The 18,796-nt window shown below is 71.5% G+C and carries 15 protein-coding genes; all 15 read right to left on the minus strand.

The genetic code is table 11. The features are described 5' to 3' along the window. Positions 1–146: NTP transferase domain-containing protein (locus tag PKC53_RS13280; RefSeq protein WP_324429408.1), on the minus strand; the 146-nt coding region annotated here is incomplete at its 3' end. Continuing rightward, a complete protein-coding gene (locus PKC53_RS13285; protein WP_324429410.1) occupies positions 147–698 on the minus strand; it encodes a D-sedoheptulose 7-phosphate isomerase in 552 nt (183 codons plus the stop codon). A gap of 50 nt (positions 699–748) precedes the next feature. Continuing rightward, positions 749–1,780: a dehydrogenase gene (locus tag PKC53_RS13290; RefSeq protein ID WP_324429350.1), complete on the minus strand. Its 1,032-nt coding sequence runs from the start codon at positions 1,778–1,780 to the stop codon at positions 749–751. Between the two features lie 46 nt (positions 1,781–1,826). After that, on the minus strand, positions 1,827–4,211 hold the full coding sequence (locus PKC53_RS13295; protein ID WP_324429352.1) for a glycosyltransferase family 4 protein: 2,385 nt from the start codon (positions 4,209–4,211) through the stop codon (positions 1,827–1,829). A 13-nt stretch (positions 4,212–4,224) separates the two neighbouring features. After that, positions 4,225–5,475, minus strand: coding sequence for a hypothetical protein (locus PKC53_RS13300; RefSeq protein ID WP_324429354.1), 1,251 nt, complete (start codon positions 5,473–5,475; stop codon positions 4,225–4,227). A 12-nt stretch (positions 5,476–5,487) separates the two neighbouring features. After that, positions 5,488–6,360, minus strand: coding sequence for a formyl transferase (locus PKC53_RS13305; protein WP_324429356.1), 873 nt, complete (start codon positions 6,358–6,360; stop codon positions 5,488–5,490). Further along, positions 6,353–7,576, minus strand: a complete 1,224-nt coding sequence (locus PKC53_RS13310; protein ID WP_324429358.1) for a prenyltransferase/squalene oxidase repeat-containing protein — start codon at positions 7,574–7,576, stop codon at positions 6,353–6,355. Before PKC53_RS13310 ends, PKC53_RS13305 begins: the two co-directional genes overlap by 8 nt. A gap of 19 nt (positions 7,577–7,595) precedes the next feature. After that, a complete protein-coding gene (locus tag PKC53_RS13315) occupies positions 7,596–8,981 on the minus strand; it encodes a phenylacetate--CoA ligase family protein (RefSeq protein ID WP_324429360.1) in 1,386 nt (461 codons plus the stop codon). 73 nt (positions 8,982–9,054) lie between these two features. Next, positions 9,055–10,374, minus strand: a complete 1,320-nt coding sequence (locus PKC53_RS13320; RefSeq protein ID WP_324429362.1) for a putative O-glycosylation ligase, exosortase A system-associated — start codon at positions 10,372–10,374, stop codon at positions 9,055–9,057. 21 nt (positions 10,375–10,395) lie between these two features. Then, positions 10,396–11,481 carry a glycosyltransferase family 4 protein gene (locus tag PKC53_RS13325; protein WP_324429364.1) on the minus strand — a complete coding sequence of 362 codons (1,086 nt, stop codon included), beginning with the start codon at positions 11,479–11,481 and terminating at the stop codon, positions 10,396–10,398. Continuing rightward, positions 11,478–12,689, minus strand: a complete 1,212-nt coding sequence (locus PKC53_RS13330) for a TIGR04063 family PEP-CTERM/XrtA system glycosyltransferase (RefSeq protein ID WP_324429412.1) — start codon at positions 12,687–12,689, stop codon at positions 11,478–11,480. Before PKC53_RS13330 ends, PKC53_RS13325 begins: the two co-directional genes overlap by 4 nt. 2 nt (positions 12,690–12,691) lie before the next feature. Then, complete coding sequence (locus PKC53_RS13335) at positions 12,692–14,656, minus strand: XrtA/PEP-CTERM system amidotransferase (protein WP_324429366.1); 1,965 nt, start codon at positions 14,654–14,656, stop codon at positions 12,692–12,694. A gap of 335 nt (positions 14,657–14,991) precedes the next feature. Next, positions 14,992–16,245, minus strand: coding sequence for a TIGR03088 family PEP-CTERM/XrtA system glycosyltransferase (locus PKC53_RS13340; protein ID WP_324429368.1), 1,254 nt, complete (start codon positions 16,243–16,245; stop codon positions 14,992–14,994). Continuing rightward, positions 16,242–17,282 (minus strand): hypothetical protein, encoded by a 1,041-nt coding sequence (locus PKC53_RS13345; protein ID WP_324429371.1) that lies wholly within the window; start codon positions 17,280–17,282, stop codon positions 16,242–16,244. Before PKC53_RS13345 ends, PKC53_RS13340 begins: the two co-directional genes overlap by 4 nt. A 10-nt stretch (positions 17,283–17,292) precedes the next feature. Continuing rightward, a complete protein-coding gene (locus PKC53_RS13350; protein WP_324429373.1) occupies positions 17,293–18,795 on the minus strand; it encodes an MBOAT family protein in 1,503 nt (500 codons plus the stop codon). Position 18,796 lies beyond the last annotated feature (1 nt).

The following is an 18,796-nucleotide window of genomic DNA, read 5'->3' on the forward strand; positions in this document are numbered from 1 at the left end:
ACGCGCTCGAAGCCCGCGTCGACCAGCGCGTCGAGCACCCAGGCGAGGAAGGGCCGGCCGGCCACCGGCGCCATCGGCTTCGGCAGGTCGGGCACGACGCTGCGCAGGCGCGTGCCCAGCCCGCCCGCGAGCACGATGGCCTGCATCTACGCCGCGCGCGCCCCGCCGCCGTCGGTGCGCGGGAACAGCGCACGCTCGATCAGCCAGCACAGCGTGTGGCCGATCGCGATGTGGCCCTCCTGGATGCGCGGCGTCGCGTCCGACGGCGTGCGCAGCACGTGGTCGCAGAACTCGGCCATGCGCCCGCCGCCGCGGCCGGTCAGGCCGACGGTGACCAGCCCCCGGTCGCGCGCCACCTGCAGGGCGGCGAGGATGTTGGGCGAGCGCCCCGAGGTGGAGATGGCGACGAGGACGTCGCCGCGCCGGCCCACCGCTTCCACCTGGCGCGCGAAGAGCCGCTCGTAGCCGTAGTCGTTGCCGATGGCCGTGAGCACCGACGTGTCGGTGGTCAGCGCGAAGGCGGCCAGGCCGGGGCGGTCGTAGTTGAAGCGGCTGACCAGTTCGCCGGCCAGGTGCTGCGCGTCGGCGGCGCTGCCGCCGTTGCCGGCGAACAGGACCTTGCCGCCCTGGCGCAGCGCGTCGATGCAGGCCGCAGCCACGCGCGCCAGCGTGGCGTGCAGTGCGGCGTCCTCGCTCATCGCGTGCAGGTTGCGCGCCGTCTCGCCGAACTGGCCCGCGATGCCGCCGTTCAGTAGATCTTCCATCCCTGGGTTCCGATCTCGGTGAAGTGGCAGTTGTAGATCTGGCCTGGCGTGGTCTGCAGCGCGCGGATCACGTCCATGCGCCGCACCGGGTCGACGAGCAGCATCATGAAGCCGCCGCCGCCGGCACCCGAGATCTTGCCGGCGCGCATGCCGGCCTGCTTCGCCAGTTCGTAGCTGGCTTCGATCTGCGGGTTCGAGATGCTGCTGGCCATGCGCTTCTTGGCCAGCCAGCCGGCGTTCATCGACTCGACGAGGCCGTCGAAGTCGCCCTTGAGCAGGCACTCCTTCATCGCGACGGCTTCGGCCTTGAGCGCGTGCATCGCGTCGATGGCGGCGCTGTCCTTCGCCTTCACGTTGCTGGTCTGCTCGTCGATGATGCGCGCCGAGTCGCGCGACACGCCGCCGAAGTACAGCAGCAGTGACGCCTCGAGCTCGGAAACGATCCAGTTCTTGATGCGCAGCGGGTTCACCACCACGCGCTCGTGCGGGTGGAACTCCATGAAGTTGAAGCCGCCGAAGGTGGCCGCGTACTGGTCCTGTCGGCCGCCCGACAGGCCGACGTCCCGGCGTTCGATCTCGAAGGCCAGCCGCGCGATGTCGTATTCGCCCAGCGGCAGGTTCAGCCACTCGACGAAAGCCTTGATCATCGCGACCACCAGCGTCGACGACGACCCCAGGCCCGAGCCTGGCGGCGCGTCGGTGTGCGTCGTCAGGCGCAGCGGCAGCGGCCGGCCGCCGTTGAAGTCGCGCACGATGCGGTTGTAGACACCCTTGTGCAGGTCGAGCTGGCCGTCGAGCGGCAGCACCGGGTCGGCCTCACCCGTCCACGACTGCTGCTTGTCGGCCGCGGTGAACTGCAGGCCGTCGGCCGCGCCGCCGGGTTCGATCACCGTGTAGGCGTACTTGTCGATCGTCGCGTTGAGCACCAGCCCGCCGAACTGGTCGCAGTACGGCGACACGTCGGTGCCGCCGCCGCCCAGCCCCAGGCGCAGTGGCGCGCGTGCGCGGATGATCATGGCGTGCCTCGGGTGTCGGCGGGTGGCGGGGGTCGGCTGCGCAGGTTCACAGCCTCGCGGCGAGTATGCGCGAATACAGTCGCTCGTACCGGTCGGCGATGCGGTCGATCGAGTACTGCTGCTCGGCCAGCCGACGCGCTCGCGCGCCCATCTGCCCCGCGTCGGGACCCAGGCAGCGACGCAGCGACGTGGCCAGCGCCTGCACGTCGTCGGGCTCGTAGGTGCAACCGGTCTCGCCCTCGACGATCAGCTCGCGGCTGCCGCTGGCGCGCGCGGCCACGCACGGCAGCCCGCTGGCCATCGCCTCGAGCACGACGTTGGGCATGCCTTCCTTGTACGACGGCAGCACCAGCACGTCGGCGCACTGGTAGTACAGCGTCACGTCGGCGTCGAAGTCGTGCAGCACGAAGCGGCCCGGGTGCTCGAGCGACAGCGCCGCCAGGTGCGCGCGCAGCGCGCCACCGGTGTCGTCGCGTCCCTGTGGGCCGATGGCCACCAGCAGCGCGCCGGTGCCGAAGGCGTCGTGCCGAACCCACTGCTCGGCCAGCCAGCGGATGTTCTTGCGCTGGTCGAGCACGCCGACGTACAGCGCGACCTGCCGGTCCTGCGGCAGGCCTAGCGCGGCGCGCAGCGCCGGCCGCTGCGCCACGGGGGCCGGACGGAAGCGCGCGACGTCGACGCCGTTCGGCACGTGGTGGATGCGCTCGAGGCGCAGTCCGGCGGCGCGGAACTCGTCGACCAGGTCGTTGCTGGTGCCGACGTAGGCGTCGACCAGCCGCAGCATCCGGCGATGGATCGTGCCGCTGACCGGACGCGACAGGTCGAGCAGATCGTCGCGCGCGAGGCTGGCCTTGACGAGCGAGCGCAGGCCCAGCAGCCGCGCGAGCGGCCCGATGAAGGCATGCGTGTAGTACGCGCCGTGGCTGTGCAGGATGTCGAAGTCGTGCCGGCGCGCCCACGCGTAGCGCGCCAGGTGGAACCACAGGCGGAACTCGCGGTGCTTGCGCAGCCGCCCCGGCTCGAGGCGCCGCACGGTGAAACCGTCGATCCGCGCGTGGTCGTCGAGACCCGGCCAGCGGTTGGTGACGAACTCGACGTGGTGGCCGCGCCGGCGGAGCGCGGCGGCAAGCGTCAGCGCCTGCAGCCCGGCGCCGCTGTACTCCGGTGCCAGGTAGGCGGCGTACATCAGGACGCGCAACGGGCGCTGCGGCGCACGATCGTCGCTGTGCGGGCGCCCGACGCGGTCGACCTCGACGAGCCGGCGGATCAGTTCGGCGCGCTGGTCGGACGTGAAGCGGCTGGCGGTGCGCTCGCGGCCGGCCTGCCCCATGCGCTGCGTGCCCGCCGCGTCGAGCAGCATGCCGGCGATCGCGTCCTCGACCGCGCGCACGTCCTCGCCGTCGATGCGCACGCCGTTGAGCCCGTCCTCGACGGCCGAGCCGGTGCCGCCGGCGCGGCCGGCGATGACCGCCTTGCCGCAGGCGTTGGCCTCCATGAACACCAAGCCGAAGCCTTCGGTGTCACCGCGGATGTCGCGGTTGGGCATCGCGAACAGATCGCAGGCGTTGTACCAGCGCGGCAGGTCGGCCGGCTCGACGTGGCCCAGCAGGTGCAGGCGGTCCAAGACGCGGTGCTCGCGCGCCAGCGCCAGCAGGTGATCGTGGTCGTCGCCGATGCCGACGATCGCGTAGTGCACGTCGATGCCGCGCGCGACGAGCCCCGGCAACGCGCGCACGATCTGGTCGAACCCCTTGCGCCGTTGCAGCCGACCGACCGACAGCACCAGCGCCTGGCCGCTCGCCAGTCCGATGCCGGCGCGCAGGTCGTCGTACGGCAGGCCGGGGCGGAACCGCTCGACGTCGACCGTCGGGTACGTCATCACGATGCGCTCGGGGCGCACGCCGATCAGCGACACCAGCGTGTCGCGGGTGAAGTCGCTGTTGGCCAGCACGTGGTCGGCGCGACGCAGCGCGAAGCACATGGCCTGGAACTTGCGCCCGCGGCCCCAGCCGGTGAGCTCCTCACCGTGCGCGTAGATCAACACCTTGCAGCCGCGCAGGCGGCCGATGACCCAGGCGACGATGCCTTCGGGCAAGGCCCGCCCGGCGAAAACGGCGGCGAAGCGATGGTGCCAGGCGAGCTTCAGCGAAGTCCAGAACAGCCGGCTGTAGATGAGCAGCGATTCCGGGCGCAACCACTCGCGGCGCTCGAGCACCAACCGGTGCACGGTGTTGGGATGGTCGCGGTCGAACGCCTTGTCGCCTGGCACCGCCGCAGTGACGACGTGCACCGACTTGCCGCCCAGGCGCCGGAAGTCGTCGTCGAACGACACCGCGGTGCCCCCCTTGGTGGGCAGGAACAACTCGGTGAGCATCAGCAGCGACAGCGGCGCGCCACGCTCCGACGCGGCGGTGGACGGTGGCGGCGTCAAGCGGGCGTCGGTGTCAGGTCGCATGGTGCACCGGTGTCGAACCCGACGGGGCGGCCAGCAGCCGCACCGTCAATGCCCCGACCGCCGCGGCGCCGGTCAGCACCAGCAGCTTCCACAGCCGGCCCGTGCGGTGCAGGCGCCGCCAGAGGAACGGCAGCCGCTGCCGCCAGCCGGCCACCAGCCACTGCGCATCGCGCTCGCGCACGATGCGTGCCAGTTCCGGCGACGACAGGAAGCGCAGCCCGTGGTGGCGCCGCAGCGCCTCGCGGCACAGGCGGTCGAGCTCGTCGAGGCTGCGCCGGCAGGCGGTGGCGTCGCCGATGAAGTTGTCGCGGTGGTTCTCGAGCACGCAGACGCGGCCCTCGGCCACCGCAGCGTCGAGCACGCCCAGCGCGTGGTCGGCGTCACGGCCCCGCAGTGGTTCGAAGTAGTCGGTTCGCGCCAGGTACACCAGGTCGCCGTCGCGGTCGCCATTGACGATCGGGCCCTCGTCACCGCCGGGCAGCCCGTCGGCGCCGCGGCACGTGTAGCGCCAGCCGGGCGTGACGACGCAACGCACGCCGTGGCGCGCCCAGGCCGCTTCGGCGGCGCGGCTCCAGACGAAGGTCGGCGGAACGACGACGGCCGGTGCGGCGCCGACGATGCGCTCGAAGGCACGAACCTCCTGCGCCACGGCGTCGTTCACCGCAGCTTGCGGCAGCGGCTCGGATGGCAGGCGGCTCGTGTCGACCCAGCGGCTCTGCAGGTGCGACGGCAGCAGCTCGGTCGCGGCCGGTGCATCCTGGCGCAACCAGCCGGCCACCGCGGGGTCGTCGCAGGACATCAGCGTCGGCGGCCAGTAGTGCTCGAGGCCGTGCAGCTGCAGCGTGAACACGCCGCGCTCGCGACCGGCGACGAGCGCGTCGACGATGGGCGCGAAGCGCGCATCGTCGAGGTCCAGGCGCCGGTACACCCCCTCGGCGCGGATCGCCGGCCCGTCGGGCACGGCGAACACCAGCGCGAGGTTGAGCACGGGCGTGCGCCCATGCGCGTCGCGGTGCGCGGCCAGCACGTCGGCCAGCGCGCGCAGCGCCGGTGCCTGCGACAGCGGCCCGGCGCCCCAGTCGTCGCTGTCCAGCACGAGCACCGGATGGCGGAACACCGGTTCCCGCCGCAGGCGCGCCAGGTCACGACGGTGCACGCGAACCACCACCGCCAGGCCTGCGAGCCACAGCGCGAGCAGCGCGCCGACGGCGGTGGCCCACGAGATCGACTCGGCCGGCACGTCGCCCTCGCCTCACCTTGTCACGACCGGCGCGGCCGCGCGCGCAACGGTGCGCTGCGAACCGGCCTGCGCCGGAAACCACGTCACGCGCGTCGCCAGGTTGAGCCCGCGCAGCATCCCGCCGCGCAGCAGCCGCTCGAGCCGGCGTTCGTGCCGCCAGCCGCGCTGCTTGACCTGGTACAGCCGGCCCTTGTGCGGCTGCACCTGTCCGAAGCGTTCGCCGGCGGCCAGCCGACGCAGCAGTTGCGCGTAGACGTCGGCGCTCGTGCGCACGGCACGCCAGAACAGCGTCAGTTCGTCGTCGTCGTCGCGGACGTCGGGACTGACGTGCGCGATCAGCCCGCCGGTGTCGATGCCGGCGTCGATCCAGTGCAGCGTGCAGCCGACCTTGTGCGGCTCGCCGTTGTACAGCGCCCAGAATGTGCAGTCGGCACCGCGGTACTCGGGCGACAGGCCGCCGTGCAGGTTGGTGATGCCCAGGCGCCCCTGCTCGAGCAGTTCGCCGCGGATCAGCGACGTGCCGAACACCGCAAGCAGATCGGGTTGGAGTTCACGCGCGAGCGCGACGACGTCGGCGTGGTTGATGTGCGGCACTTCGCGCACCAGGTCGCTTCGGTCGAGCCGCGGCGCGCCGTCGCCGAAGAAGAAGCGCGCCTCGCCCTGCCCGGTGTAGCGCCGCCGGTCGCGCAGCCATCGCCATGCCTTGCGCGCCAGGCCGTCCGGGCGCAGCTTCTTCGCCAGCGATCGCCACGAAACGTCGGAGCCGGTCTCCTGCACAATCGCCAGCACGTCGGCCGCGCGGCACAGCGTGTTGGCTACGTACAGGTGGCGCGGGCTGCGTCCGCACAGCACCATCACGCGCAGCGGCACCGTCGCGTCAGCCACGGGGCGCTCCGGCGGCATGCGCGGCGACCGCGGGCACCGGCGGCACCGCGATGTCGCGCAGGTCCATCATCAGCGCATCGGCGAGGAATTTGGCGGCCCAGTTCGGATACTCGAAACGCGAGTAGTCGCCCCAGATGGGCGCCGAGCCGGCGATGCCGCCGCGCACCGCCGGGTCGGGGTGGTCGAGCCGCTGCACGGTCTTCAGGTAGTCCAGCGCCGAACGGGCGTGCACGCGGAGTTCGTCGGCGCCCGCCGCCTGCGCCAGGCGCGTCCAGTTCAGGCTCATCTGCGCGACGCCGGTCAGGCAGGCGTACGAGGCGTCGGCCACCCAGGCGTCGCGATACGTGCCGGCCAGCCAGCCGTCGGCGCGCTGCACCGCAGCGATGCCGCGTGCGGCCTTCAGCGCGGCGTCGAGGTAGCGCGCATCGCCGAGCAGCACGCCGGACTCGAGCAGGCCGCGGATCGCGTACGCGATGGTGTGCGTGAACGGCGAGCGCCAAGGCACGAAGGCGTTGGTGGCGAACCAGCCGCTGGCGGTCTGCTGCGTCAGCGCCCAGTCGAGGTTCTTGCGCGCGGCGCGCACCAGGCGCGGCTCGTCGGCGACCAGCCCGGTGGCGAGCAGCGCCCAGGTCGCGCGGGTGTTGTAGACGTGGGGGGTGTCGTGGTGCTCGAAACGGCGCCAGCAGCCGTCGTCGTCCTGCTGGTCGGCCAGCCAGTGGCCCGCGCGCACCGCGGCGGCCAGGCACTCCGCGCGACCCAGTTGCGTGTGCCCGGCGATCATGCCGTGCATGATCTGGCCGGTGTTGAAGATCACCGGGCGGCTGCCGGGCTCGCCGAAGTGGCCCGGAAACGCGCCGTCGGGCAGCTGGATCGACAGTTCCCAGTCGATCATGCGCTGCGCACGATCGCGCAGTTCCGGCCGCCGCAGCACCTCGGCCGCAGCGAGCATCGTCTCGACGATGTAGCCGGTGGTCTCGGGGTAGCTGGGCAGCCAGCCGTCCTCGAAGCTCCAGCCTGCGGACACGCCGCCGGCGTCCGGCTCCGCGTCGCGCACGTCCTGCGCGCGGCACAGCCAGTCGACGGTGGCCGCCAGGTGCACCTCGTGCGACTGCTGCGCGGTCGCGGTGCCGCGCACGCTGTCCCACACCAACGCGAGATGCCTCGGCCGCCAGGGCTTGTAGCGCAACGGCAGTCGCGCGATGTCGAGAAGGTTCATGACCTCGCCGTGTTCGAACTCAGTGGATGGGTGCCGCGCGTGCGAGCTCGCCCGCCAGCGGCACGTGGCTGACGACGTAGCGGTGCTTGCCCGACGCCTCCGGCGCGATGGCGTCGACGACGCGCACGATGATGCGCGTGTCGGCACCGAAGCGCTCGCGCAGCCCGGCCTCGATGGACCGGGTGCGGTCCGGCACCCAGCGGGCACCGGCGACGACCAGCACCTCGAGGTCGCGCAGCGTGTGCTGGATCAGCTTGAACTCGGCCACGCCTTCGGTGGCGCGCAGCACGTAGATGCCGGCCAGCGCGTGCATGATGGTGCCGTCGGACCGCACGAGGAAGTCGGTGTGGCGACCGACCACCTCGGCGATGACGTGCAGGCCCCGGCCGCCGCAGTCGGGCTGCGCGCTCATGCGCACCATGTCACCGGTGCGATAGCGGATGAACGGCTGGGCCTGCGAGCACAGCCCTGTCATCACGGCCTCGCCCATCTCGCCGGGGGCGACCGGCTCGCCGGCGGCGTCGAGCACCTCGAGCACGATGCTCTCGCTCATCAGCAGCATCTGCCCGCCCGGCGCCTCGTGCGCGGTGAAACCGATGTCGCGGCTGCCGAATTCGTTGGCCACCGGGGCGCCGAACACCGCACCGATCAGCGCGCGCTGGTGGTCGTACAGCGGCTCGCCGGTGGTGCACACGACCTTCAGCTTCGGCAGTCGCAACCGGCGCCCGCGCGCCTGGGCGTGCGCCGCGAGCAGCGACACCGAGCTGGCGTAGCCGTAGAGGCAGCGCGGCTCGAACCCCTCGAGCGCGTCGAGGTAGGTGTCCATGCGCGCCGGCGACATCGCGAAGGCGTTGAGCACCAGCTGGTTGATCATCCGGTCGCGCAGCGTCTTCACGCGGTCGGTCTTGCTCAGCTCGACCGGCGCGCCCCACAGGTAGACCTCGGGGTCGCCCAGATCGACGCCCCACCAGCGCCGCGCGCGCATGCGTCCGGCGGCGTCCGACGCCTGTCGCCAGCGCCCGAAGTGGAAGATCAGCGGTTCGCCGCTCGAACCGCCGGTGGTGTACCTGTGCGCGCCGCCGGGCACGCCGTGCCAGACGATCTCGGCGCCGTGCGCGGCGGCGTCGCGCTTGCTCATCGGTGCAAGGCGCCGCAGGTCCGCGAGATCGGTCACGTCGTCGGGCCGCAGGCCGGCCGCTTCGAGGCGCCGACGGTGCCAGGGCGAGTGGTCGCGCGCGACCGCGAGCAGCTCGCGCAGCTTGCGGCACTGCAAGGCCTCGACCTCCGCACGATCGAGCCACTGGCTGCGCTCGAGCGACTCGAGGTAGGCGAACGTGGGACGGCCGACGAGTCGCTCCTGCACCGGGTAGACCAGCTTCCCCGCCACGGCGGACGGCAGTCTCATCCGCGCCTCCAGACCGGCGCAGCCGGCCAGGGCTGCGGCGCTGCTGGAGCCATGCCAGTCGCTCCTGCCACCGTCACGCCCGACCCGTGGTCGGCAACCAGGCGTGTCGAATGGCGCCGAACAGCGACAGCGGCGCCGACGCCGCAGCGGGTTGCGCCTGCGCTCGGCCTGCCGTCACCAGGTGGTGGACGACGACGACGATGGCCACCAGGTGGTACACGAAGTCGAAGTACGCCAGTCCGAGGAAGGCGCCGGCGGTCATGTAGGCGACCAGGCTCACCTGGACCATCGCGGCCAGGTCGCGCGCCCACAGCAGGTCGGGCTGCGACCTCGCAAGGCGCGCGATGCTGCCGCACTTGAACCAGGTGAAGCCGAGCAGCGACAGGAACAGGATCAGGCCGACCCAGCCGTGCTCGCCGAGCACCTCGAAGTAGATGCTGTGCACGTCGCGCGCGAAGCTGCCGCCGGGCCCGTAGAGGAAGAACACGCGCGGGTGCCAGGTCTCGAAGCCGCCGCCGAAGAAGCGGTTGTTGGCGATGCCGATGGCCGTCTGCCAGGCGTAGATGCGGCCCATCGCCGAGGCATCCTCCTCGTACGTCTTGATGGTGCCCATGCGCTCGTACCACTCGGGCGGCATCACGGCGACGGCGACCATCGCCGCGACGACGATCAGAATGCCGGTGTAGAACTTGCTGCGGCTCTTCCACCAGAACACCGCCCCGGTCACCAGCAGCCCCACCAGCGCGCCGCGCGACTGGCTGCCGATCGCGGCGATCACCGTGAGCACCATCGCCGCGGTCAGTCCGAGGCGGATGTGCCGGTTCTGCTCGTGCAGCTGCAGGTAACGCATCAGCGGAATGGTCATCACCAGCGCCAGCGCCATCTCGTTGTTGCCACCGATGAAGGTGCCCAGCGGCCCCTGCACGCGGTGCGCGCCGCCGGTGGCCAGCGTGAACAGCCCGCCCTTGACGCCGTAGAAGCCGAGCGACAGCACGATGGCCCAGACGAAGACGTGCACACGCTCGCGCGTGGTCAGCATCAGCAGCGTCATGAAGGTCAGGATCTGGACTTTCACGACCTTCTCGTACTGCTCGATGGCCGGGGCGAAGAAGAAGGCCTGCGTGGTCGTCAGGCCCATCCAGAAGACGAAGATCAGCAGCACCCAGATCTCGCGGCTCCAGACCATGCGCTTGGCCTCCTTCGAGGCCAGCATGCCGATCAGCGTGGCCAGCGCGACGATCTGCACCACCGGCATGCTGAACATGAAGCCGTAGCACAGCCGGTGCGGGTTCATGTAGCCGAGGCCGGCCAGCAGGACGATGCCCCAGAACGGCCGCTTCAGGATGAACGGCAGCGAACCGAAGACGATGAAGGCAACGAGCAGGTCACGCATGGGCTGGTGCCGGGTCGCGATTCAGGGTTGGCCCGCCGCGCGGGCGTACGCGTCGGCGAGCACCGGGAGGACCCGGGGCCAGGTGTACCGGTCCACCGACGCGAGGCCGGCCGCGGCGAGCTGTTCCGCCTCGCGGGGATTGTCCAGCAGGCGCAGCACCGCGCGGGCCATCGCCGCCGGGTCGCGCGGCGGCACGAGCAGCGCTGTCGTGCCATCCTGCACGATGTGCGGAATGCCGCCGACGTCGGTGCTGACCACCGGCACGCCGCTGGCCAGCGCCTCGAGCACCGAGTTCGGCATGTTGTCGACGGTGCTCGGGTTCAGCGCGATGTCGGCGCGCCGATACAGCGCCGCGACCGCGTCGCGGTCGAGCCGGCCGGCGAACTCGACCGCTTCACCGATGCCGAGTTCGACCGCCAGCGCCCGCAGCGACGCCAAGTCGGGCCCGGTACCGGCGATCGTGAGCTGCGCGTCGGGCACGCGGTTGCGCACGAACGCCAGCGCCCGGATCGCGGTGGCGTTGTCGTAGATGGGTTCCAGGTTGCGCGTGACGACCAGGTGCGCCGCGCGCGGCCGCGCGGTCTCCGGCGGATGGAACCGCTCGAGATCGACGACGTTGGGCACCACCTCGGCCGCGATGCCGTGCCTGGCGAACACCTCGCGCAGGAACCCCGAAGGCACGGCGACGACCTTCGCCAGCGACATCGTGCGGCGGACACTGCGATGCGACCGGGCGAGGAAAGCCGCAGCCTCGCCGCCACGGTAGTTCACGACCACCGGCACGCCACGCGCGGCGGCCACGCGCACCGCCGGCGCGGCGAAGAGGTGCCACGACCAGCCGGAATTCGCCATCACGTGGAACAGGTCGCTGCGCCCGGCCGCGCGCCACAACCGCACCAGGTACGGCAGCAGACGAAAACCCGCGCGCACCACCGGCAGCCGCGACACCCACGACGGGCGGTACGGCGCGTTCGTCTGCACCAGCTGCACGTCGGCGCCGCACCGGCCCAGCAGTTCGACCAGTTGCCGCGTCTGGTTCGCCATGCCGCCGGCCGGCGGGGGCAGCGGGCCGACGACCGTCAGGCGCAGACCGCCGAGCGCGCTCACGCTTCGGCGCCGACCGCGAGGGCCTCGTACACCGGCCGGTAGCGCGCCACCGACCGCGCCCAGTTGCGCTCGCGCTCGACGAAGGCGCGCCCCGCGGCGCGAAGGGTCGGCCACCGGTCGCGCTGCGCCAGCAGGTCGACGATGGCCTGCGCCAGCGCGCCGGTGTCGTCGGCGTCGAACAGCCAGCCGGTCTCGCCGTGGCGGATCAGCTCGCGGTGGCCGCCGACGTCGCTGGCCACCAGCAGGCGCCCCTGCGCCATCGCCTCGAGCGGCTTGAGCGGCGTGACCAGTTCGGTCAGCCGCATCGAGTGCCGCGGGTACGCGAGCACGTCGACGAGGTCGTAGTAGCGCTGCACCTGGTCGTGCGGCACGCGGCCGGTGAACACCACCTTGTCGGCCACGCCGAGCGCGCCGGCCTGCGCCTTCAGGGCTTCGTGCTGCGGCCCGCCGCCCACCAGCAGCACGCGCAGGTCGGGGCTGCGTGCGAGCAGCGTGGGCAGCGCCGCCAGCAGCAGGTCGAGCCCCTCGTAGGCGTAGAACGAGCCGATGAAACCCACGACGGTGCAGCCCGACAGGCCCAGCTGCGCCTTCAGCGCCTCGTCGGGCGCGCCGCCGGGCTCGAACTTCTCGATGTCGACGGCGTTCGGGATCACCGTGACCTTCTCGGCCGGGATGCCGCGCGCGGCGATGTCGCCGCGCAGCCCCTCGCAGATCGTGAACACGTGCGCCGCGCGGCGCAGCGCGTGCGTTTCCATCTGGCGGGTCAGGCGGTAGCGCAGGCTGCCCTCGCTCGTCGTGCCGTGGTCGACGGCGGCGTCCTCCCAGAAGGCACGCACCTCGTAGACCACCGGGATACCCAGCTCCTTGCCCACACGCAGCGCGGGGATGGCGTTGAGCACCGGCGAGTGCGCGTGGATGACGTGCGGCTCGACCAGCTGCGCCACCGCGCGCAGCCGGCGCTCGAACTGGCGCATCAGCTCGAACTCGCCGAGCCCCGGCAGCTTGCGTCCGCCGCTGGGCACCAGCGTGCGGTAGAAGTGCCAGCCGTCGACCGTCTCCTCGCTGTCGCGCGTGGCGGTGTGCTTGGGGCTGGTGACGTGGAACGTCTGCCAGCCGAGCCGGCGCTGCTCGCGCAGGATGGCCAGCGTGCGGAACGTGTAGCCGCTGTGCAGCGGGACCGAGTGGTCGAGGACGTGGAGGATGCGCAGGCTCATGCCGGGGTCGCCTCTTCGTGCACCTGCGGCGCGGCCGCCTTCCGGCCGTCGACCACCTGCCGCAGGAACGCCTCGAACATCAGCAGCGACCACAGCGGTGAGCTGTAGTCGCGGGTGCCGTTCTGGTGCGCACTCACCAGGTGCTCGAGGTACTTGCGGTCGAACCAGCCGGTGGCGGCCAGGCGCTCGCCGAGCACCGCGTCCTTCACGCGCTGCTTCAGCGGGCCGCGGAACCAGCGATCCAAAGGCACCGCGAAGCCCATCTTCGGGCGGTACAGCACCTCGGCGGGCAGCAGCGGCTCCATCGCCTTCTTCAGCAGCAGCTTGCCTTCGCTGCCGCGCACCTTCAGCGACATCGGCAGCGTGGCCAGCCACTCGACCAGCGGGTGGTCCATCAGCGGCTCGCGCACCTCGAGGCTGTGCGCCATGCTCGCGCGGTCGACCTTGGTGTTGATGTCGCCGACGAGGTAGGTCTTCAGGTCGAGGTACTGCACCAGCGCCAGCGGATCGTCGGTGCCCGACAGGTCGGCGTGCCGCGCGGCATGGCGCTCGAACACCTGCAGCGCGTCGTAGCCGCCGAGCAGCGCCTTGAACCGCGGGCTGAACAGCCGTTCGCGCATCGGCCCGCGCAGGATCGACACCGAGTGGAAGTAGGCCTCGACCGACGTGCGCGCCATGCCTTCGAATGTGGTCTTGGCGCGCAGCACGCGCGGCGCCCAGTCGGCCTTCGGGTAGACGCGCCCGAGCAGCCCGAACACCGGCTGGCGGATCGCCAGCGGCAGCGCGGCGCGCATGCGCTCCTCCATCAGGTGCAGGCGGTAGCGGCGGTAGCCGGCGAAGCTCTCGTCGCCGCCGTCGCCCGACAGCGCCACCGTCACGTGCTTGCGCGCCAGCTGGCACACGCGGTAGGTCGGCATGGCCGAGCTGTCGGCGTAGGGCTCGTCGTACAGCGTGGCCAGCGTGTCGATGAGGTCGAAGTCGTCGGACCTGACGGTTTCGACGCGGTGATGGGTGCGGTAGCGGTTTGCGACCATCTGCGCGAACTCGCTCTCGTTGTAGGTCGGGTCGTCGAAGGCGATGCTGCAGGTGTTGACCGGCTCGCGCGACAGCCCGGCCATCGTGGCCACCACGGCGCTCGAGTCGACGCCGCCCGACAGGAACGCGCCCAGCGGCACTTCCGAGATCATGCGCAGCCGCACCGACTCGGCCAGGCGCTGCTGCAGTTCGGCGCAGGCGTCGTCGAGCCCGATCGGGTTGTCCAGCGTGAAGCGCACGTCCCAGTACGCCTTCGGCGCCGGCAGCGGCTGGCCGCGGCGGATGGCCAGCGTGTGCGCCGGCGGCAGCTTCAGCGCCTGCCTGAACACCGTGCGCGGCTCGGCCACGTAGCCCAGCGCGAAGTACTCCTCGATCGCCAGCGGGTCCAGGTCGCGCCGCAGGCCGCCGCGGCCGTCGGTGTACGCGAGCAGGCTCTTCAGCTCGCTGCCGAACAGCAGCCGCCCGTCGTCGAGCAGCGCGTAGTGCAGCGGCTTGACGCCCAGGCGGTCGCGCGCGAGGAACAGCGTCTGGCGGTGGCGGTCCCACAGCGCGAAGGCGAACATGCCGCGAAAGCGTTCGACGCAGGCCTCGCCCCACTGCTCCCAGGCGTGCACGATGACTTCGGTGTCGCTCTTGGTGCGGAAGACGTGGCCGCCGGCCTGCAGTTCGGGGATCAGCTGCTGGTAGTTGTAGATCTCGCCGTTGAAGACGACGACCACCGAACCGTCCTCGTTGAACAGCGGCTGCTGGCCGGTGGCGATGTCGATGATCGACAGCCGCCGGTGCCCGAAGCCCAGCCCCGGCTCGACGTGCACGCTGCCCTCGTCGGGGCCACGGTGGAACTGCGAATCGTTCATGCGCTGCAACACCGCGCCGTCGATGTCGCGCCGGTCACGGGTGTCGAAGATGCCGGTGATGCCGCACATGGGGATGGGGGTTCGCGGCCGACAGGCCCGCAGGGGGCGCCGGCCGGCGATGGACGAAGGTCAATGGTAGGCGAGGCTTGGGACGCTCCACGGCCGTCGGCCTGTGCTGCGCGCGAGTGTCATGATTTCCGACACACGGCTCGACCCCCTTGAACGCGGGATGGTGCGACCGAGCCACTCAACGGCAAGCCTCAGCCGGCCTGGCGTCGACAGGCCGCGTGCATCGGCACTGCACGATGGCGGCCCACCCACCTGACGGATCCGCCCGGCCAACCACCGACGCACGCCGCGCGAGCCGCGTCGTTGGCGCGGTCGAGGCTCGACCGGATAGCCGACTACCGCTTGTTGCGTTCCTCGTGGTCGAGCCGACGCCCGACCACGAGCCCTGCGCGCGGCGGGGTCGACACCGCCTCGGCGTTCGATGGCGGGGGCGTCGGCACGCCCGCGGCAGCGAGCGCCCGATCGTAGACGCCCTGGTAGGCATTCACCATCGCCTGCAGGCTGAACCGTTCCTCGGCGGCCGCGCGGCCGGCGCGGCCCATCGCCGCGGCGCGGGCGGGATCGTCGGCGAGCGCCACCAGCGCCCGAGCCATGGCCTGATCGTCGGCCGGTGGCACCAGCGCGCCGGTGACGCCGTCTTCCACCAGATCGGCATTGCCGCCGACCGCGGTGGCCAGCACCGGCAGCCCGCTGGCCATCGCCTCGAGGATGGTGTTGGAGATGCCCTCGGCCAGCGACGGCAGCGCGAAGGCGTGCAGGCCGCGCATGACGGCGGGCACGTCGGTGCGCTCGCCGGGCAGCCAGGCCAGGTCGCGCACGCCGCTGTCGGACAGCACGGCCTCGCAGGACGCTTTCAGGGGCCCATCACCGACGAGGACCAGACGCAGCCGCGTGCGCAAGCCCGGCTGCAGTTCGAGCACGCGCACGAAGGCGCGCGCCAGCGTCGGCTGGTCCTTGACCGCCTGCATGCGCCCGACCGTGCCGACCAGCCAGTGGCGCACGGGGTCGAACGGGCAGCCGTCGATCGGCACGGGGCCGTCGGCAGCCGGGTGGAAGCGCTGCGTGTCGACGCCGTTGTAGATCTGCGTGATGCGCGCCGGCGGCACATGCACCTTGTCGACGAGGTACTGCTGCAGGTCGCGCGACAGCGCCACGTAGTGCTGCACGAACGGCCGGTACAGCCGCCGCACGCGCTGGTAGGCGCGGTTGCTGCCGTCGACGTCGCCCACGTCGCGCCCGTGCTCGCCGTGGATGCGCACCGGCACGCCCGCCAGCCACGCGGCGGGCTGCACCTCGAGCGCCGCGAGGTTGCGCGTGTGCACGATCGCCGGGCGCAGCTCGCGCAACAGCGTCAGCAGCTTCGGGTACAGCCGCCACGTGTGCCCCGGCGGCTTGCGCAATGCGATGCAGCGCACGTCGGGATGGCGGAGGCGCCGGGCGAAGTCGGTGACCTCGGTGAGCGAGATCACGACGTGTCGGTAGGCGTGTTCCGGCAGGTGATTGATGAGGTTCACGACGCCGTTCTCGAGGCCGCCGACGTCGAAGCGGAAGACGACGTGGGCGATCAGCGGGCGAGTGCGATCGGTCATGGCCGAAGGCGTGCGGCGACGCTGTCCATCACCAGCGCGACGCCACGGGCGTTCAGGTGCCGGTCGTAGGGCCCGACCTCCAGCGACCAGCCGGACCGCGCCACGTGCGCGGCGTAGACGGGTTCCATGTCGAGCACCTCGGCGCCGTGCCAGCGCAGACGCTCGATCATGAAACGGCGCTCGGCGTCGGCCAGCGTCGGTCGCGCCGGCGGGCCGCCACGCTGGCCGTCGACGACGAACAGCAGCTGCCCGCCAAGATGCGGCGCGACGTCGCGGAAGAACTGGTCGACCGCCGCGTCGGCCACTGCGCGTGCCCGCTCGATCGCACGATCGCTCGACGGCGCGGCACGCGGCGACGCCGGCGACGCCGCAGCCTCCGGCGTCGTGCGCGTGATGGCGGCCACGGCGAGGCGCCGCCAGTCGACCTTCAGCTGCGAGTACACGTACTGCGCCAGCGCGCTGTGGCGCAGCCAGCGCTGCACGGCCGACGGCGGCGGTCGGCGCTGGATCGTCGGCAGCAGCGTGCGCGGGTCGAGGCATCGGCTGACGACGTTGCCCGATCCGCACAGGGCCTGCCGCGCATCACCGCCTTCGAGCCAGACGACGAAGTCGCGCACCGACAACTGCTCGCGGGCGAAGCGCACGCGCTGCGCGTAGTCGAGCAGCGCGGTGCCGGGGGTGCCCATGCCGTACACCGCACGTCGCGGCTCCAATCTGGCCTGCAGCTGCGCCGCGGGCCGATGCCGGGCGTCGAGCATCGAGGCCTCGACGTAGCTGTCGCCGATCAGGGCCACGGCGCCCGTGTCGGGAACGAAGTCGACGTCACTGGCGAACCCCAGGTTGTTGCCGCGCAGTTGCTGCGGGTTGCGCAGGTCCCAGCCGGTGGAGACGGTCCAGCGATGGCGTGCAGGATAGGTCAGGATGTCGGGGTCGACGTGGTAGCCGGTCATCGTCGCCGTGGACACCGGCAGCAGGCGCAGGACCACCTCCAGCACCAGCAAGGCGACGACGAAGCCGGCGACGGTCGAGGCGAGCACCCGCCGCATGCTAGAAGTTGAAGTAGATGAACGCGCTGACCGAGTCGCGCGCGTTGTTGACGAGGGCGACGAACAGCGTGCCGACCAGACCCGCCACGCCCCAGAACGCCCAGCGCTCGTCGCGTTGCGCGAACGCCGCCAGCACGTGTTCGCCGATGCGGTTGCTGTTGGGCGCCCACACCGCCAACGCACCCAGCGCGGCAATCCAACCCCAACCGACCGAGGCCGCCAGACCGGCGTTCCAGAGCAGCTGCCCGGCGTCGGCGACGCCAGCGCCCTGGCCGCTCATCGCTTCGAGCATGCGCAGCGCGCCCGGCAGCGTCTCGGCGCGGAAGAACACCCAGGCGACGATCGCCGAGAGCATGGTCAGCGCCCACGCCAGCGTCGTGAATGCCCGGCTACCGTCGAGCGCGGCCTGCCAGCCGAGCCTTTCGACGGCGCCGCGGAAAGCGTGGTTGACCATCAGGTAGGCGCCGTGCAGCGCGCCCCACAGCACGAACGACCAGCTCGCGCCGTGCCACAGGCCACCGAGCACCATCGTGGCGGCCAGGTTCAGGTAGCGACGCACCGGGCCCTTGCGATTGCCACCGAGCGCGATGTACAGGTAATCGCGCAGGAACGTCGACAGCGAGATGTGCCAGCGGCGCCAGAAGTCGCTGATGCTCGTGGCCTTGTAAGGCGAGTCGAAGTTGTACGGCAGGCGGATGTTGAACATCCAGGACAGGCCGATGGCCATGTCCGAGTAGCCCGAGAAGTCGAAGTACAGCTGCAGCGTGTACGCCAGCGCCGCGAGCCAGGCCTCCTCGGTGCCCGGCAGGTTTCCCGCATCGACGGGCGTGAACACCGCGTCGGCGTACGGCGCCACGCCGTCGGCAAGGACGACCTTCTTGAACAGCCCGATGCCGAAGATGACGACGCCGCCGAAGAAGTTGGCGGCGTCGAAACGGTAGACGGCGGGGTTCGCGAACTGCGGCATCATCTGCGCGTGATGCAGCACCGGCCCCGCGACCAGATGCGGGAAGTAGGTGACGAACAGTCCGTAGTGCACCGGTCGGTACTCGTTGACCTTGCCGTACCAGGTGTCCACCAGGAACGCGATCTGCGTGAAGGTGTAGAACGAGATGCCGATCGGCAGGATCACCTCGCCGATGCGCCACTCGGTGCCGAGCAGTGCGCTGACGTTGTCGACGAAGAAGTTGGCGTACTTGAAGTAGCCGAGCAGCCCCAGGTCGAAGGTCACGCCGGCGACGAGCCACAGCGTCGCAGCGCGGTACGGCCCGACCCGCGTCCCGGCGCGGTGCGCCGCGCCGATGCGCATGCCGAACACGAAGTTCGCCGCGATCGAGGCCAGCAGCAGCAGCGTGAACTGCGGCATCCAGTAGCCGTAGAAGAACAGCGATGCGGCGAACAGCCACGCAGCGGCTGCACCGGGTGAACGCCGTCCCAGCAGGAAGTAGCCGACCAGCGTCGCCGGCAGGAACAGGACGATGAAGGTCGAGGTCGTGAACAGCACG

The organism is Azohydromonas sp. (genome assembly GCF_035325925.1).
Classification (GTDB): domain Bacteria; phylum Pseudomonadota; class Gammaproteobacteria; order Burkholderiales; family Burkholderiaceae_C; genus Calidifontimicrobium.

Coding starts and splice junctions, on each gene's coding strand:
- PKC53_RS13335 (WP_324429366.1), bottom strand. CDS start 14,656: ATGTGCGGCATCACCGGCATCTTCGACACCCGTGACCGGCGCGACATC.
- PKC53_RS13290 (WP_324429350.1), bottom strand. CDS start 1,780: ATGATCATCCGCGCACGCGCGCCACTGCGCCTGGGGCTGGGCGGCGGC.
- PKC53_RS13315 (WP_324429360.1), bottom strand. CDS start 8,981: ATGAGACTGCCGTCCGCCGTGGCGGGGAAGCTGGTCTACCCGGTGCAG.
- PKC53_RS13285 (WP_324429410.1), bottom strand. CDS start 698: ATGAGCGAGGACGCCGCACTGCACGCCACGCTGGCGCGCGTGGCTGCG.
- PKC53_RS13340 (WP_324429368.1), bottom strand. CDS start 16,245: ATGACCGATCGCACTCGCCCGCTGATCGCCCACGTCGTCTTCCGCTTC.
- PKC53_RS13310 (WP_324429358.1), bottom strand. CDS start 7,576: ATGAACCTTCTCGACATCGCGCGACTGCCGTTGCGCTACAAGCCCTGG.
- PKC53_RS13320 (WP_324429362.1), bottom strand. CDS start 10,374: ATGCGTGACCTGCTCGTTGCCTTCATCGTCTTCGGTTCGCTGCCGTTC.